The organism is Stenotrophomonas maltophilia R551-3 (assembly GCF_000020665.1).
GTDB lineage: Bacteria > Pseudomonadota > Gammaproteobacteria > Xanthomonadales > Xanthomonadaceae > Stenotrophomonas > Stenotrophomonas maltophilia_L.
Genome location: NC_011071.1, coordinates 3,736,860 through 3,752,038, shown reverse-complemented (window position 1 = coordinate 3,752,038; position 15,179 = coordinate 3,736,860). Strand labels below are relative to the sequence as shown.

At 67.3% G+C, this 15,179-nt stretch carries 12 protein-coding genes; 3 read left to right on the top strand and 9 right to left on the bottom strand.

The genetic code is table 11. The features are described from left to right. Window positions 1-106 precede the first annotated feature (106 nt). Together SMAL_RS16975 and SMAL_RS16970 are read left to right on the top strand one after the other, a co-directional pair. Entirely contained in the window at window positions 107-1,246 is a 1,140-nt protein-coding gene (locus tag SMAL_RS16975; RefSeq protein ID WP_012512046.1) for an efflux RND transporter periplasmic adaptor subunit, read from the top strand. A 3-nt stretch (window positions 1,247-1,249) separates the two neighbouring features. Continuing rightward, on the top strand, window positions 1,250-4,411 hold the full coding sequence (locus tag SMAL_RS16970; protein ID WP_012512045.1) for an efflux RND transporter permease subunit: 3,162 nt from the start codon (window positions 1,250-1,252) through the stop codon (window positions 4,409-4,411). Window positions 4,412-4,625: 214 nt separating this feature from the next. Here SMAL_RS16970 and SMAL_RS16965 read toward each other — a convergent pair whose 3' ends face one another. After that, window positions 4,626-5,531 carry a LysR family transcriptional regulator gene (locus SMAL_RS16965; protein WP_012512044.1) on the bottom strand — a complete coding sequence of 302 codons (906 nt, stop codon included), beginning with the start codon at window positions 5,529-5,531 and terminating at the stop codon, window positions 4,626-4,628. 115 nt (window positions 5,532-5,646) lie between these two features. Between SMAL_RS16965 and SMAL_RS16960 the strand changes: the two genes are divergently transcribed. Then, window positions 5,647-6,420, top strand: coding sequence for an SDR family oxidoreductase (locus SMAL_RS16960; RefSeq protein ID WP_012512043.1), 774 nt, complete (start codon window positions 5,647-5,649; stop codon window positions 6,418-6,420). 107 nt (window positions 6,421-6,527) lie between these two features. Here SMAL_RS16960 and leuB read toward each other — a convergent pair whose 3' ends face one another. The 8 genes from leuB to ilvG form a co-directional block, all read right to left on the bottom strand. Further along, window positions 6,528-7,589, bottom strand: a complete 1,062-nt coding sequence (gene leuB, locus SMAL_RS16955) for a 3-isopropylmalate dehydrogenase (protein WP_012512042.1) — start codon at window positions 7,587-7,589, stop codon at window positions 6,528-6,530. After that, window positions 7,579-8,157, bottom strand: a complete 579-nt coding sequence (gene leuD / locus SMAL_RS16950) for a 3-isopropylmalate dehydratase small subunit (protein WP_006390726.1) — start codon at window positions 8,155-8,157, stop codon at window positions 7,579-7,581. Before leuD ends, leuB begins: the two co-directional genes overlap by 11 nt. Beyond that, on the bottom strand, window positions 8,157-9,575 hold the full coding sequence (gene leuC / locus SMAL_RS16945) for a 3-isopropylmalate dehydratase large subunit (protein ID WP_006390725.1): 1,419 nt from the start codon (window positions 9,573-9,575) through the stop codon (window positions 8,157-8,159). The genes leuD and leuC overlap by 1 nt, the downstream gene beginning before the upstream one ends. Window positions 9,576-9,635: 60 nt before the next feature. After that, window positions 9,636-10,409 (bottom strand): class I SAM-dependent methyltransferase, encoded by a 774-nt coding sequence (locus SMAL_RS16940; protein WP_006390723.1) that lies wholly within the window; start codon window positions 10,407-10,409, stop codon window positions 9,636-9,638. A 10-nt stretch (window positions 10,410-10,419) separates the two neighbouring features. After that, a complete protein-coding gene (locus SMAL_RS16935) occupies window positions 10,420-12,006 on the bottom strand; it encodes a 2-isopropylmalate synthase (protein WP_012512041.1) in 1,587 nt (528 codons plus the stop codon). Continuing rightward, on the bottom strand, window positions 12,003-13,094 hold the full coding sequence (locus tag SMAL_RS16930; protein ID WP_012512040.1) for a threonine dehydratase: 1,092 nt from the start codon (window positions 13,092-13,094) through the stop codon (window positions 12,003-12,005). Before SMAL_RS16930 ends, SMAL_RS16935 begins: the two co-directional genes overlap by 4 nt. A gap of 96 nt (window positions 13,095-13,190) precedes the next feature. Further along, entirely contained in the window at window positions 13,191-13,442 is a 252-nt protein-coding gene (locus tag SMAL_RS16925; protein WP_012512039.1) for an ACT domain-containing protein, read from the bottom strand. Further along, window positions 13,426-15,162 (bottom strand): acetolactate synthase 2 catalytic subunit, encoded by a 1,737-nt coding sequence (gene ilvG / locus SMAL_RS16920; RefSeq protein WP_012512038.1) that lies wholly within the window; start codon window positions 15,160-15,162, stop codon window positions 13,426-13,428. Before ilvG ends, SMAL_RS16925 begins: the two co-directional genes overlap by 17 nt. Window positions 15,163-15,179 lie beyond the last annotated feature (17 nt).

Below are 15,179 nucleotides of genomic sequence, written 5' to 3'. Positions count from 1 at the left end.
AAGCGGTTCGATATTTATACTATACCGACTGGTTCACTAATGTCCGTGTCGCAACAGTATGTTGCCGGCGCGTTCCCCCGGATCCCCTTTTCAGGTCTTGTACCTCATGAAGAACATGCGTTGGTTGGGTGTTGGCGTGCTGGCGGTGGTAGTGGCGGCTTGTGGCAGGCAGGCCGCCGAGCCGGTGGCGGCCATTCCGGTGCTGGTGGTGCATCCCACCACGCAGGACGGACAGGCGCCGGCGGCCTACCCCGGCGAGGTACGCGCCCGCCAGGAGAGCCCGCTGTCGTTCCGGGTCGGCGGCAACCTGATCAAGCGTCATGTCGACGCTGGGCAACGCGTGAAGAAGGGCCAGCTGCTGGCCGAGCTGGACGTGGCCGACTACGCCTCGCAGGCAGCCGCCTCGCAGGCGCAGCTGGCGGCGGCAGAAGCCGACCTGGTGCGCGCCCGCGATGACCAGAAGCGCTACGCCAAGCTGGCCGAGGACCAGCTGGTCAGCCGCTCGGCGCTGGACCAGCAGACCGCTGCGTTCAAGGCCGCGCAGGGCCAGGCCAATGCCGCCCGCGCCAACCTGGCGGTGGCCCGCAACCAGGCCGAGTACGCGCAGCTGCGCGCGCCGGCCGACGGCGTGATCGCCAGCCGCCAGGCCGAAGCCGGGCAGGTGGTCAGTGCCGGGCAGACGGTGTTCACCCTGGCCGCAGATGGTGGCCGCGAAGTGCTGATCGCGCTGCCGGAAAGCAACATCCGTGATTACAAGGTCGGGCAGCCGGTGCAGGTGGAACTGTGGAACCGCCCGGGCCAGCTGCTGCCGGGCACCCTGCGCGAGATCGCGCCGGCCGCCGATGCGCAGGCACGCACCTATGCCACGCGGGTCAGCCTGGCGCCGGAAGCCTTGAGCGAAGTGGAACTGGGCCAGAGCGCGCGGGTGTTCGCCGCCGCTGGCCGCAATGGTACCCTGCAGCTGCCGCTCGGCTCGGTGCTGCGCGGCAGTGATGGCAAGGCCAGCGTGTGGGTGGTCAATCCGTCCAATGGTGCGTTGAAGGCCACCCCGGTGACGGTCGGTGCCTATGGTGCGCAGGCGGTGCCGGTGCTGTCCGGCGTGGCCGCGGGTGACTGGGTGGTGGCTGCCGGTGGCCATCTGCTGCGCGAAGGCCAGGTGGTGACGCCGGTCGACCGCCAGAATCGTCCGGTGCTGGCACCGGCGGCCACGCCGGCCGCTGCGCCGGCCGCAGGCAAGGGGCACTGATCCGTGCGCCGCTTCAACCTCTCCGAATGGGCGCTGGGCAATCGCCCGCTGGTGCTGTTTGCGATGCTGGCCTTCGCCGTCATCGGCGCCTGGTCCTACAAGCACCTGGGCCAGTCTGAAGATCCACCCTTCACCTTCAAGGCGATGGTGGTACGCACGATGTGGCCTGGCGCCACCGCCGAGCAGGTCTCGCGGCAGGTGACCGAGCCGATCGAGAAGGCGCTGATGAACACCGGCGAGTACGAGTTCATCCGCTCGTACTCGCGCCCGGGCGAGTCGCAGGTGATCTTCATGGCCCGCGACAGCCTGCGTTCCAAGCAGATTCCCGACCTCTGGTACCAGGTGCGCAAGCGCGTGGGTGACATCAAGGCGACGCTGCCGCGCGAGATCGTCGGGCCGTTCTACAACGATGAGTTCGGCGATACCTTCGGCAACATCTATGCGCTGACCGGCGAAGGCTTCGATTACGCGGTGATGCGCGATTACGCCGACCGTATCCAGCTGGAACTGCAGCGCGTGCCTGACGTCGGCAAGATCGACCTGGTCGGCCTGCAGGACGAGAAGGTCTGGATCGAACTGTCCAACACCAAGCTGGCCACGCTGGGCGTGTCGCTGCAGCAGGTGCAGCAGGCGTTGGCCGACCAGAACGCGGTGACCGCCACCAGCTTCTTCGAGACCCCGACCGACCGCGTGCAGCTGCGCGTGACCGGCCAGTTCGATTCGATTGAAGACATCCGCAAATTCCCGATCCAGGCGGGCGAACGGACCTTGCACCTGGGCGACATCGCCGAGGTGAAGCGTGGCTTTGCCGATCCTGCCTCGCCGAAGATGCGCTTCATGGGCCAGGATGCGATCGGCCTGGCGGTGGCGATGAAGGAGGGCGGCGACATCCTGAAACTCGGTGCCACCCTGGATGCCGAGTTCGAGCGCCTGCAGAAGACCCTGCCGGCCGGCATGCAGCTGCGCAAGGTGTCCGACCAGCCACACGCAGTGGAAGAGTCGGTGGGTGAGTTCGTGCAGGTGCTGACCGAAGCAGTGGTGATCGTGCTGCTGGTCAGCTTCTTCTCGCTGGGCCTGCGCACCGGTCTGGTGGTGGGCGTGACCATTCCACTGGTGCTGGCGATGACCTTCTTCGTCATGCACTACTTCGACATCGGCCTGCACAAGATCTCGCTGGGCGCGCTGGTGCTGGCGCTGGGCCTGCTGGTGGACGATGCGATCATCGCGGTGGAAATGATGGCCACCAAGATGGAGCAGGGCTACGACCGCCTGCGTGCAGCCAGTTTTGCCTGGGAATCGACCGCGTTCCCGATGCTGACCGGCACGCTGATCACCGCGGCCGGCTTCCTGCCCATCGCAACGGCAGCCTCGAGCACCGGTGAGTACACCCGTTCGCTGTTCCAGGTGGTGACCATCGCCCTGGTGGTGTCCTGGATCGCTGCGGTGCTGTTCATCCCGTACCTCGGCGACAAGATGCTGCCGGACCTGTTCAATCCGCAGCTGCCCAAGCCCGACAGCCTGGCCGGTCGCTGGCGTGCCAAGCGCCTGCAGTGGGCTGACCGCCACCCGACGCTCTTGCGCTGGATCGCGCCGAAGGAGCATGCGCATGACCATGATCCGTACCAGCGGCCGTTCTACACCCGCTTCCGGGGTTTCCTGGATACCTGCCTGCGCCATCGCTGGTGGGTGATCGGTGCGACCATCGCGCTGTTCATCGGCTCGCTGATGCTGTTCCGCTTCGTGCCGCAGCAGTTCTTCCCCGATTCCACCCGCCCTGAGCTGATGGTGGACATCGAACTGGCCGAAGGCGCATCGCTGGCCGCCACCCAGGCGCAGGCCAGCAAGCTGGAAACGCTCCTGAAGCAGCGCGAGGGCATCAGCAACTACGTGGCCTACGTCGGCACCGGTTCGCCGCGCTTCTACCTGCCGCTGGACCAGCAGCTGCCGGCGACCAACTTCGCCCAGTTCGTGGTGCTCACCGAAGATGCCAAGGCCCGCGAGGCGACCCGCGACTGGATGCTGAAGGACGTGATCAAGCAGTTCCCGGACGTGCAGATGCGCGTGACCCGGCTTGAGAACGGCCCGCCGGTCGGCTACCCGGTACAGATGCGCGTATCCGGCGAGCACATCGCACAGGTGCAGGCGATCGCGCGCCAGGTCGAGGCCAAGGTGCGGGAGAACCCGCACGTGATGAACGTCAATCTGGACTGGAGCGAGCCGAGCAAAGTGGTGCGGCTGGTGATCGACCAGGACCGTGCACGCGCGCTGGGCGTCAGCAGCGCGCAGGTCAGCCAGTTCCTCAGCAGTTCGTTGTCTGGCATGAGCGTGAGCACCTATCGCGAAGGCAACCGCCAGATCGAGATGCTGCTGCGTGGGCCGGACAACGAGCGCGCGCAGCTGGACCTGATCGGCAGCCTGGCAATGCCCACCAGCAGTGGCACGGCAGTGACGCTGTCGCAGGTCGCGCGGCTGGAATACGCCTTCGAGGACGGCATCATCTGGCACCGCAACCGCCTGCCGACGGTGACCGTGCGTGCCGACATCAGCGACGGCATGCAGGCGCTGGACGTGGTGCAGCAGATCGTACCGACGCTGGACGGCATCCGTGCCGAACTGCCTAGTGGCTACCTGCTGGAAACCGGCGGCTCGGTGGAGGATTCGGCCCGTGGGCAGAACTCGATCAAGGCCGGCATGCCGTTGTTCCTGATCGTGGTGGCCACGCTGCTGATGCTGCAGCTGCGTAGTTTCTCGCGTGCGGCGATGGTGCTGGTGACCGCGCCGCTGGGCATCATTGGCGCTACGTTGTTCCTGCTGCTGTTCCGCGCGCCGTTCGGCTTCGTGGCGCTGCTGGGCACGATCGCGCTGGCGGGCATGATCATGCGCAACTCGGTGATCCTGATCGACCAGATCCAGCAGGATATCGATGCCGGGCATGACCGCTGGCATTCGATCATCGATGCCACGGTGCGCCGTTTCCGCCCGATCGTGCTGACTGCGCTGGCGGCGGTGCTGGCGATGATCCCGCTGTCGCGCAGTGCGTTCTATGGCTCGATGGCGATCTCGATCATGGGTGGCCTGATCGTGGGCACCGTGCTGACCCTGGTGTTCCTGCCGGCGTTGTACGCGGCATGGTTCCGGGTCAAGCCGGACGAATCCGGGGCGTGATGCCCCGGGTTCTTCGGCCGGGGTCGGATCCCTTTCCAGCTGGGAAAGGGCTCTGACCCCATCCACGATGTGCACATCCACGCATGGCGTGGATTGATCTGCTCGCGGGACCTGCCTTCTGTAGAGCCGAGCCATGCTCGGCTGCTCTTCGCGCGATGATGGGATGAGTCGAGCACGGCTCGACTCTACAGAAGCATCCACGCATGGCGTGGATCTACTGCAGCTGCAGGTCGGTGCGCAGCAATGGCAGCAGCCATTCGATGAACACCTGCACGCGTTGCGCACGATGCTGCCGATGCGGTTGCAGCAACGTCACCGGCAACGGTTGCGCCACGTACTGCGGCATCACTTCCACCAGTGCGCCGGCGTGCAGTTCCGCCTGCACGTCGTAACGCGGGATCTGCAGCAGCCCCAGCCCCGCCACGCAACAGGCAATCGACGCCTCGGCGCTGTTCACCCGTACCCAGCCGGGCATCGGCTGCGTGCGCAGCTGGCTGCCGTCCTGCCATTCCCACGGTTCCACCCGCGCCGTTGTTGGTGAGGCATAGTTCACCGCGCGGTGCTGCGGCAGATCCGCGGGATGCTGCGGCACTCCGTGCTCACGCAGGTAACTGGGCGCAGCAACGTTGACGAAGTCGAGCTGGCCCAGCGTGCGTGCCACCAGGCTGGAGTCACCCAGGTGGCCAACCCGCAGCACGGCATCGCAGCCGTCTTCGATCAGGTTCACCGCGCGATCGGTCATGCCCAGGTCCAGTTCCACCTGCGGGTAGCGCGCAAAGAAATCCGGCAGGGCAGGGGCGATGATGCGTCGGCCGATGCGGCTGGGTACGTCGATCTTCAGCAGGCCAATCGGTTGCGCGTCATCCTGGCGGAACAGCGATTCGGCGTCTTCAACCTCGGCGATCAGGCGCAGGCAGCGGGCATGGAACACGTCCCCATCATGGGTGGTGGACACCCGACGGGTCGATCGCTGCAGCAGGCGGGTGCCGAGCCGCTGCTCCAGTTCGGCGATGGCCGCCGATACCGTGGAGCGGGGCAGGCCGAGCTGGTCGGCGGCGCGGGTGAAGCTGGCGCTCTCCACCACCCGGGTGAAGATACGGAAGCGGTCGATGCGGTCCATTGTTCGCTGACTCTGGAAAGTTAAGTCAATGTAGCGGGCTTTATCCGGATTTTCTGCACGATATCGTCATCAGGGCAGGTTGCCATCCCGGGCAGCCCCTCCCCGAGACCAAGCCATGACTGACCATTCCCTCAAGGGCAAGACCGTGCTGATCGCTGGCGGTGCCAAGAACCTGGGCGGGCTGCTGGCCCGCGACTTTGCCAGCCAGGGCGCCAAGGCCATCGTCATCCACTACAACAGTGCCGCCACCCAGGCTGATGCGGAAGCAACGGTCGCCGCCGTGCAGGCCGCTGGCAGCAAGGCGGTGGCGCTGCAGGGCGACCTGACTTCGGCCGCAGCGATGGAGCGCTTGTTCGCCGATGCCGTGGCTGCAGTCGGCCGGCCGGACATCGCCATCAATACCGTCGGCAAAGTGCTGAAGAAGCCGATGCTGGAGATCAGCGAAGCCGAGTACGACGAGATGAGCGCGGTCAATGCGAAGTCCGCGTTCTTCTTCCTCAAGGAAGCCGGTCGAAACGTCAATGACGGCGGTCGCATCTGCACCCTGGTCACCTCGTTGCTGGGCGCGTTCACGCCGTTCTATTCCAGTTATGCCGGCACCAAGGCGCCAGTGGAGCATTTCACCCGTGCGGCGTCGAAGGAATTCGGTGAGCGCGGTATCTCGGTGACGGCGATCGGCCCCGGTCCGATGGACACGCCGTTCTTTTATCCGGCCGAGAGTGCCGACGCGCAGGCGTACCACAAGACCGCGGCGGCGCTGTCGGCATTCACCCGCACCGGCCTGACCGACATCGCCGACATCGTGCCGTGGATCCGCTTCCTGGTCACCGACGGCTGGTGGATGACTGGCCAGACCATCCTGGTCAATGGCGGGTACACCACAAAGTAAAGCAGCCACGCAGGGCGTGGCTGCGGCCCACCTGTAGAGTCGAGCCATGCTTGACTCACGCAACAGCAGTCGAGCATGGCTCGACTCTACAAGTGTTGCCGGATAGGTCAGGCCAGCCTGGCCAGCACCGCATCCGTGGCTGCGGCGGTACTCACCGCCTGGCCCTTCGCGGCCAGATCGGCGGTGAACACGCCATCGTCCAGCACTGCATGCACGGCCGCTTCCACCGCAGCGGCTTCCGCTTCCAGCCCCAGCGAATGGCGCAGCAGCATCGCGGCGCTGAAGATCGTCGCGTATGGGTTGGCGATGCCCTTGCCGGCGATGTCCGGGGCCGAACCGTGGATCGGTTCGTAGATGCCGACCGCACCGGGCTCGCCCAGCGAGGCCGACGGCAGCAGGCCCAGCGAGCCGGCCAGCATCGAGGCTTCGTCGGTGAGGATGTCGCCGAACATGTTCTCGGTCACGATCACGTCGTACTCGCGCGGCTTTGCCAGCAGGTGCATCGCCATCGAATCGACCAGCTGGTGCTCCAGGGCAACGTCCGGGAACTCCTCGCGGCCGATGCGTGCAGCCACGTCACGCCACAGGCGCGAGGTTTCCAGCACGTTGGCTTTGTCCACCGAGGTGACCTTGCCGCGGCGCTGCTGCGCCAGGCGGAACGCACTGCGCAGCACGCGCTCGATCTCGGCCACGGTGTAGCGGCACAGGTCGCTGGCACTGTCGGCGTCGCGGGTCTTGTCGCCGAAGTAGATGCCTCCGGTCAGTTCGCGCACCACCACGAAGTCCACGCCCTGCAGCAGCTCGGCCTTGATCGGCGAGGCGTGCAGCGCGGCTTCATGAGTGCGCACCGGGCGCAGGTTGGCGTACAGGCCCAGCGCCTTGCGGATCGCCAGCAGGCCTTGTTCCGGGCGCACCTTGGCATTCGGATCGGACCACTTCGGGCCACCCACCGCGCCCAGCAGCACCGCGTTGGCAGCCTGGCAGGCGGTGAGGGTGGCGGCCGGCAGCGGCTCGCCATGGCGATCGATGGCGATGCCACCGATGTCGTGCTCGCTGAAGGTGAAGCTGTGGTTGAAGCGTTCGGCGACGGCGTTCAGGACGGCAACCGCAGCGGCGGCCACTTCCGGGCCGATGCCATCACCGGGGAGTACAACGATCTCAGCGTGCATGCTCACTCTCGTAACGTTCGATTTCAGGGACACGGCCCAACAGATACCCCAACTGGTCGACGCCTTCCAGCAGGCAGGTCTGCGAGAAGCCATCCAGCGGGAAGGAATAGACGCGACCGTCAGGCGTCCGCAGCTCGCGCGCGGCGACGTCGATGGTCAGTTCATCGTCCGGGCGCTGCATCAGCGCCTGCACGTCGGCCTCGTCCAGCACGATCGGCAGCAGACCGTTCTTCAGCGAGTTGCCACGGAAAATGTCGGCGATCTCGCTGCTGACAATGGCACGCAGGCCGAGGTCGGTCAGCGCCCACGGTGCATGCTCGCGCGAGGAACCGCAGCCGAAGTTGCGGCCCGCCAGCAGGATGCTGCGGCCGGCGTTGTGCGGCTGGTTGAAGGCGAAGTCGGCCACCGGGGAACCGTCGGCCTGCCAGCGCCAGTCATTGAACGCGTTGCGGCCGAGGCCGGCGCGCTCGGTGGTGGACAGGAACCGCGCCGGAATGATCTGGTCGGTGTCGATGTTGGTCTGCGCCAGCACCACGCTGGACGAGGTCAGGGTACGGAAACCGGCCATCAGGCCACCTCCTGCGCGAACAGTTCGCGGGTATCGGCAACGTGCCCGTTCACCGCGGCCCACGCCGCACTCATCGGCGAAGCCAGCAGCGTGCGTGAACCGGGCCCCTGGCGGCCTTCGAAGTTGCGGTTGCTGGTGCTCACGGCCAGTTGGCCGGGGGCGACCAGATCACCGTTCATGGCGATGCACATCGAGCAGCCCGGTTCGCGCCATTCGGCACCGGCGGCACGCACGATCTCGTGGATGCCTTCGGCCTCGGCCTCGCGCTTGACGATCTCCGAGCCCGGCACCACCAGCATGCGCACGCGCTCAGCGACGCGACGACCACGCAGCACCTGCGCCACTTCACGCATGTCGCTCAGGCGGCCGTTGGTGCACGAGCCGACGAACACCACGTCCACCGGCGTGCCGGCCAGCGCCTTGCCGGCCTCGAAGTGCATGTAGTCCAGGCCCTTCTGTGCGGCCGCATCGTTGGCCGCCGGAATCGGCGTATCCACCGCAATGGCGGTGCCGGGATGGGTGCCCCAGGTCAGCGTCGGGCGGATATCGGCGGCGTCGATGTGCACTTCGCTGTCGAAGCGTGCGCCTTCATCGCTGCGCAGCTGCTGCCAGCGCGCGACGGCGGCATCGAAGTCGGCGCCCTTGGGGCCGCGCGGAGTGGCGGCGACGAAATCGAACGTCACCTGGTCCGGCGCGACCATGCCGGCGCGCGCGCCCGCCTCGATCGACATGTTGCACAGGGTCATGCGCTGTTCCATGTCCATCGCTTCGATGGTGCTGCCACGGAATTCGATCACGTGGCCGGTGCCGCCGTTGACGCCGATCACGCCGATGATGTGCAGGACCACGTCCTTGGCACCAACGCCGGGTGCCAGAGCGCCATCGACGCTGATCGCCAGGGTCTTCGCCTTGCGCTGCAGCAGGCACTGGGTGGCCAGTACGTGGCCGACTTCACTGGTGCCGATGCCGAAGGCCAGCGAACCGAATGCACCGTGGGTGGAGGTGTGGCTGTCACCACAGACGATGGTCATGCCCGGCTGGGTGAAACCCTGCTCAGGGGCGATCACGTGGACGATGCCGCGATTGTCCGAGGCCATGTCGAACAGTTCGATGCCATGTTCGGCGCAGTTGCGTGCGAGCGTGGCGACCTGGGCTTCGGAGGCGGCACTGGCATAGGGCAGCTTGCCGTCGGCACCGGCAGGCAGGGTCGGGGTGGAGTGGTCCATCGTCGCCTTGGTGCGATCCGGTCGACGCGGCGCCAGGCCGCGCTCGCGCAGCTCGGTGAACGCCTGCGGCGAGGTCACTTCATGGATCAGGTGCAGGTCGATATACAGCACGGCAGGCGCGCTGTCGGTTTCGGGAACCACCACGTGGGCGTCCCACAGTTTGTCGTACAGGGTGCGGGGTGCGGAAGTCATGCGTTTGCCTGGCAGGAGTACGAAGTTGCGGACATCGGAAAAGATAACGAATGGATCATGTCAGCGGCGGCGGGCAAGTACCCGCAGCCGCACGTAGTCGGCCAGCGGCTGGCCGGCGGCGTTGCGCGGCAGCTCGCCCAGCAATGCGGTGGCGGCCTCGCGCACGGTGGCGCGTGCCTCCGTCGTCAGGTCGTCCAGCAGTGGTGCGGCGAACACCCGCAGCCAGCCGGCCACGCCGGTGGGCAGCGCGGTCGGGCGCGGCGTGCATTCGATCAGCTGCACCTGGAAGCCATGCTGGCGCAGGCGGTCGGCGTAGGCGTCGGCAGTAGGGAAGTACCACTGGAATGCGCTGGCGCCGTGGCCATGGGCCACGCGTGCGGCCTGCACCGCGGCAATGATCGTGGCCACGTTGCCATGGCCGCCGAACTCGGCAACGAAGCGGCCGCCCGGGCGCAGTGCGCGGCGGACGCCTTCCATCACCCGGTCGGGATTGCTCATCCAATGCAGTGCCGCGTTGCTGAAAACCGCATCGAACTCACTGTCGAACGACAGCGCGTGGCCGTCCATCACCTGCGCATCGACGCCGCGTGCACGTGCGGCGATCACCAGCTCCGGCGAAGCATCGACACCGTGGATGCGCGCACCGCTGAGCGCCAACTCAGTGCTGAGCACGCCGTCGCCACAGCCCAGGTCGAGGATGCGTTCACCGGCGCGCGGGTCGAGCAGGCGCGATACCGCGCCGCCGAGCAGCGGCACGAAGCCGGCGTCGATTGCATAGTCCTGGGCGTTCCAGTGCTGCCCTGCGGGCAGTGCCGTGGTGTCGAAGGCGCTCATCTCAGGTTCCTCAGGCAGTAGCGGGGGCGGGTGCTTCAGTGGTGCTGGCAGCGTTTGCCTGGCGCTGGCGCAGCAGGCGGTTGGCCACATCCAGCCAGGCCAGCGCGGAGGCTTCGATGATGTCCTTGCTGGTGCCGGTGCCGTCGTACTCCACGCCTTCGTGACGCACGCTCAGATTGGCTTCGCCGCGCGCGTCGGCGCCGATGCCGACGCTGTGCACGTGGTAGCTGTCCAGCATCAGCTGCACGCCGGTGGCAGCCGACAGCGCGCCGAACAGCGCATCGACCGGACCGTCGCCCTGCGCGGTCTCGGCCACGCGGTTGCCGTCCGGGTCGGACAGCTCAACCAGCGCGTTGGCGCGGCTGCCGACGTCGCTGATGGTCATCGAGGCCAGGCGATAGCCCTGCGCATTCGAGCCACCCTGCATCAGCGTCTGCAGGTCGGCATCGGTGACAACGCGCTGCTGTTCGCACAGGCCCTTGAACTGCTCGAATACCAGCTTCAGCTCGTCCTCTTCCAGCCAGAAGCCCAGTGCACGCAGGCGTGCTTCGACGGCGGCGCGGCCACTGTGGCGGCCCAGCACCATCTGCGAGTCCTCCCAGCCCACGTCTTCCGGACGCATGATTTCGTAGGTGCCGCGATGGCGCAGCATGCCGTGCTGGTGGATGCCCGATTCGTGGGCGAAGGCATTGGCACCGACAATCGCCTTGTTGCGCTGTACCGGCATGCCGACCAGGCGCTGCAGCAGCTGCGAGGTGCCGACGATGCGCGGGGTGTTGATCGAACTGTCCTGCTCGTAGAACGCCTGTCGCACCTTCAGCACCATCGCGATCTCTTCCAGCGAGCAGTTGCCGGCGCGCTCGCCGATGCCGTTGACGGTGCATTCGACCTGGCGCGCGCCACCTTCAATGGCGGCCAGCGAGTTGGCTACGGCCAGGCCCAGGTCGTTGTGGCAGTGCGCGCTGAAGATCACGTTGGCCGCGTTCGGCACATCGGCCACGCCGGCAATCACCTGCTGGAACATCTCGCGGATCTCTTCCGGCGTGGTGAAGCCCACGGTATCAGGCAGGTTGATGGTGGTGGCGCCGGCAGAGATCGCCGCGCGCGACACTTCGATCAGGTAGTCCAGCTCGGTGCGGGTGGCATCTTCGGCCGAGAACTCGACGTCGTCGATGTACGAGCGTGCCAGCGATACGTGCTTGCGTACCGACTCCAGTACCTGCTCGCGGGTCATCCGCAGCTTGTGCTCGCGGTGCAGCGGGCTGGTCGACAGGAACACGTGCAGGCGCGGGTTGGCAGCGGCCTCCAGCGCACGTGCGGAGGTTTCGATGTCGGCCTGCAGGCAGCGCGACAGCACCGCCAGGCTCAGGCTCGGGCGGCGCAGCTCGCGGCCGATCAGCGCCATCGCATCGCGGTCGGACTGCGAGCTGGCCGGGAAGCCGGTCTCGATGATGTCCACGCCCAGTTCGTCCAGCGCACGCGCCATCACCAGCTTCTGCGGCGGGCTCATGCTGCAGCCGGGGGACTGCTCGCCGTCACGCAGGGTGGTGTCGAAGATGCGGATGCGCGGGGTGGTAATTCGTTCGATGGTGGTCACAGTGAAATCTCCTCGACAGCGGGCGTGACGGCTTGCAGGGGGGAAGGGGAAGAGGTGGGGGAAGTGGTGGCACTGGCCTTGCTGGGCGAGCGTGGGGATTCACTGCGCCGTCGCCGCGGTTTGCGCGGTGGGCGAGGGCGGATGTCGGTGAGCAGGCCGGCCAGGACACCGGCATCGATGTTGCCGCCGGAGACCACCGCGCATTTGCGGCGGCCGGCAACGCGTCGACCGGCCGCCAGTGCCAGTGCGCCGGCGCCCTCGGCGATGATGTGTTCTTCCAGTGCCAGGCGGACCAGGGTTTCGCGCAGCTCGGCCTCGCGCACGATCACCACGTCGTCCAGCAGCGAAGTGCACAGGCGGCGGGTCAGGAAGCCGGGGATCTTCACCCGCACGCCGTCGGCCAGCGAGGCAACGGGGGCGATCTCGCGCACATCGCCGCGGATCGCGCGGGCCATCGAATCGACGCCCTCGACCTGTGCACCGACGATGCGTACGCCCTGTGATTTCAGCGCCAGCGCGACCCCGGAGGCCAGCCCGCCGCCACCGATCGGCACGATCACCACGTCCGGCGCATGCGCGGCCAGCTCGATGCCGACCGTGCCCTGGCCGGCGATCACATCGGCATCGTCGAACGCGGACAGGAAGCGGTAGCCGTGGCGCTGCGCCAGTTCAACCGCGAACGCGTAGGCCTCGTCATAGCTGTTGCCATGCTGGCGCACGGTCGCGCCCCAGTGGGCGACGCCGGCGATCTTGGTGGCCGGTGCGCCGTGCGGCATCACGGTGATGGCAGGCACGTCCAGGCGGTAGGCGGCCCAGGCTACGCCCTGGGCATGGTTGCCGGCCGAGGCGCAGATCACCGGCCGGGTGTCGCCGCGCTCGCGCCCGGCCAGCAGCGCGTTCAATGCACCGCGTACCTTGTAGGAACCGGTGCGCTGCAGGTTTTCCAGCTTCAGCCAGGTGCCGAAGCGCTCGGCATGGTGCAGCGGCGTGGGCGGCAGGAAGCGGCGCAGGCGGGCCTGCGCTGCCAGTACGTCGGCGACGCTTACGTCGCCGACATCGCTTTCCTGGCTGGTGTCAGTGGCCGGCATGGACCACCAACGGGGGGCAGGCGACCACCGCGCACGGGCACGGGCGGCGAAGAAGACGCCTCCGTACCGGCACCGTGTTGGAAACGGTACGGGTGTTCATGCGGATACTCCTTCCAGTGCGGTCATCTGCACCGACACGCAGTCGTAGATCTTTTCCATCTGCCGGCACAGCGTTTCCGCCGGGCGCTGGCCATCCACCACCAGCTGCAGGTGCCAGCGGCCATCATCGGCGGCCACCGGCGCACCGCTGATCGCGCACGGTGCGAAGCCGCGACGCTCGGCCATGCCGATCACGCGCAGCAGCGCGCCTTCGGCAGGGTGCAGCACCAGGTCAAGCCGGTATTGCATTGGGGATCTCCTGGCGGGCATGGGCGGGGTTGCTTTCCAGCATCGTGCTGTTGGCAGTGTTCGGCGGCACCAGCGGCCACACATTGGCGCGTGCATCAATGGCCACGTGCAGCAGCGCCGGGCCCGGTTCGGCCAGCAGCGCGGCCAGCCCACCTTCGACGTCGTCGCGTGCATCGATGCGGGTCGCGGCGATGCCAAATACCTTGGCCAGTGCCACGAAGTCCGGGTTGTCGGACAGGTCGATCTCGCTGTAGCGCTCGGCGAAGAACAGTTCCTGCCACTGCCGCACCATGCCCAGCGAACTGTTGTCCAGCAGCACGATCTTCACCGGCAGGCGGCAGCGGGCAATGGTCGCCAGCTCCTGCACGTTCATCATGAAGCTGCCGTCGCCGGACACCAGCACCACGGTGCGCTCGGGACAGGCGAACTGAGCACCCATCGCCGCTGGCAGGCCGAAGCCCATGGTGCCCAGCGCGCCACTGGTCAGGTGGTTGCGCGGGTGGTTGAAGCGGCAATGCTGGGCCACCCACATCTGGTGCTGTCCAACGTCACAGGCGATCACCGCATCGGCCGGGGCCAGTTCGCTCAACCGCTTCAGCATGGCGGGCGCATAGATGTGCTGGCCCGGCGCGTCGTAGCGTGCGGCGAAACGTTCGCGGTGCTGCGCGCATCGCTTGCGCCACGCGTCCTGATGGGCCTTGGGGGAGGGGAAGGCCGCACGCAGGGCGCGGATGGCATGGCCGACATTGCCGGGCACGGCGACATCGGCGCTGCGCAGCTTGGAGATCTCGTAGGCGTCGGCGTCGATGTGGACGACGCGGGCGAACGGTGCGAACTCAGCCAGCTTGCCGGTGGCACGATCATCGAAGCGCGCACCCAGCACCAGCAGCAGGTCACTTTCCTGCACCGCCATGTTGGCCGCGCGGGTGCCGTGCATGCCCAGCATGCCCAGCGAGTGCGGGTGGTTGGCCGGCAGCGCGCCCAGTCCGCGCAGGGTCATCACGGTGGGGATGGCGCTGGCCTCGACGAAGTCACGCAGGTCCTGCACCGCATCGCCCAGCGCGATGCCACCACCGGCGTAGACCACCGGCTTTTCGGCCGCCGCCAGTGCGGCGATGGCTTCGGCGATGGCTGCTTCAGCGGGGGCCGGCGGCGGTTCGACGCTGCTCGGCACGTGCACCGGTAGATGACTGGCATCGGCCAGCTGCACGTCCTTGGGCAGGTCGATCAGCACCGGGCCGGGACGGCCCTCGCGGGCGATGCGGAAGGCATCGGCGACCACGCGCGGCAGGTCGTCGACGCTGCGCACCAGCCAGCTGTGCTTGACGATCGGCAGGGTCAGGCCGAACACATCCAGCTCCTGGAAGGCATCGGTGCCCAGCAACGGGGTGGCGACCTGGCCGGTGATGCAGACCATCGGCACCGAATCCAGCATCGCGTCGGCGATGCCGGTGACCAGGTTGGAGGCGCCCGGGCCGGAAGTGGCCACGCAGACACCCACCTGGTTGCTGGCGCGGGCAAAACCGTTGGCGGCCAGCGCCGCGCCCTGCTCATGGCGTACCAGGATGTGCTTCAGCGACGAATCCACCAGCGCGTCGTAGAACGGCATGATGGTGCCACCGGGATAGCCGAACAGCGTGCGGACGCCTTCGGCCTCCAGCGCCTGGGTCAGCCAGCGCGCGCCGTTGGGCGGCGCGCTGCGATGTGTCGAAGAGTTCATGGGGGAACCTTGCAAAG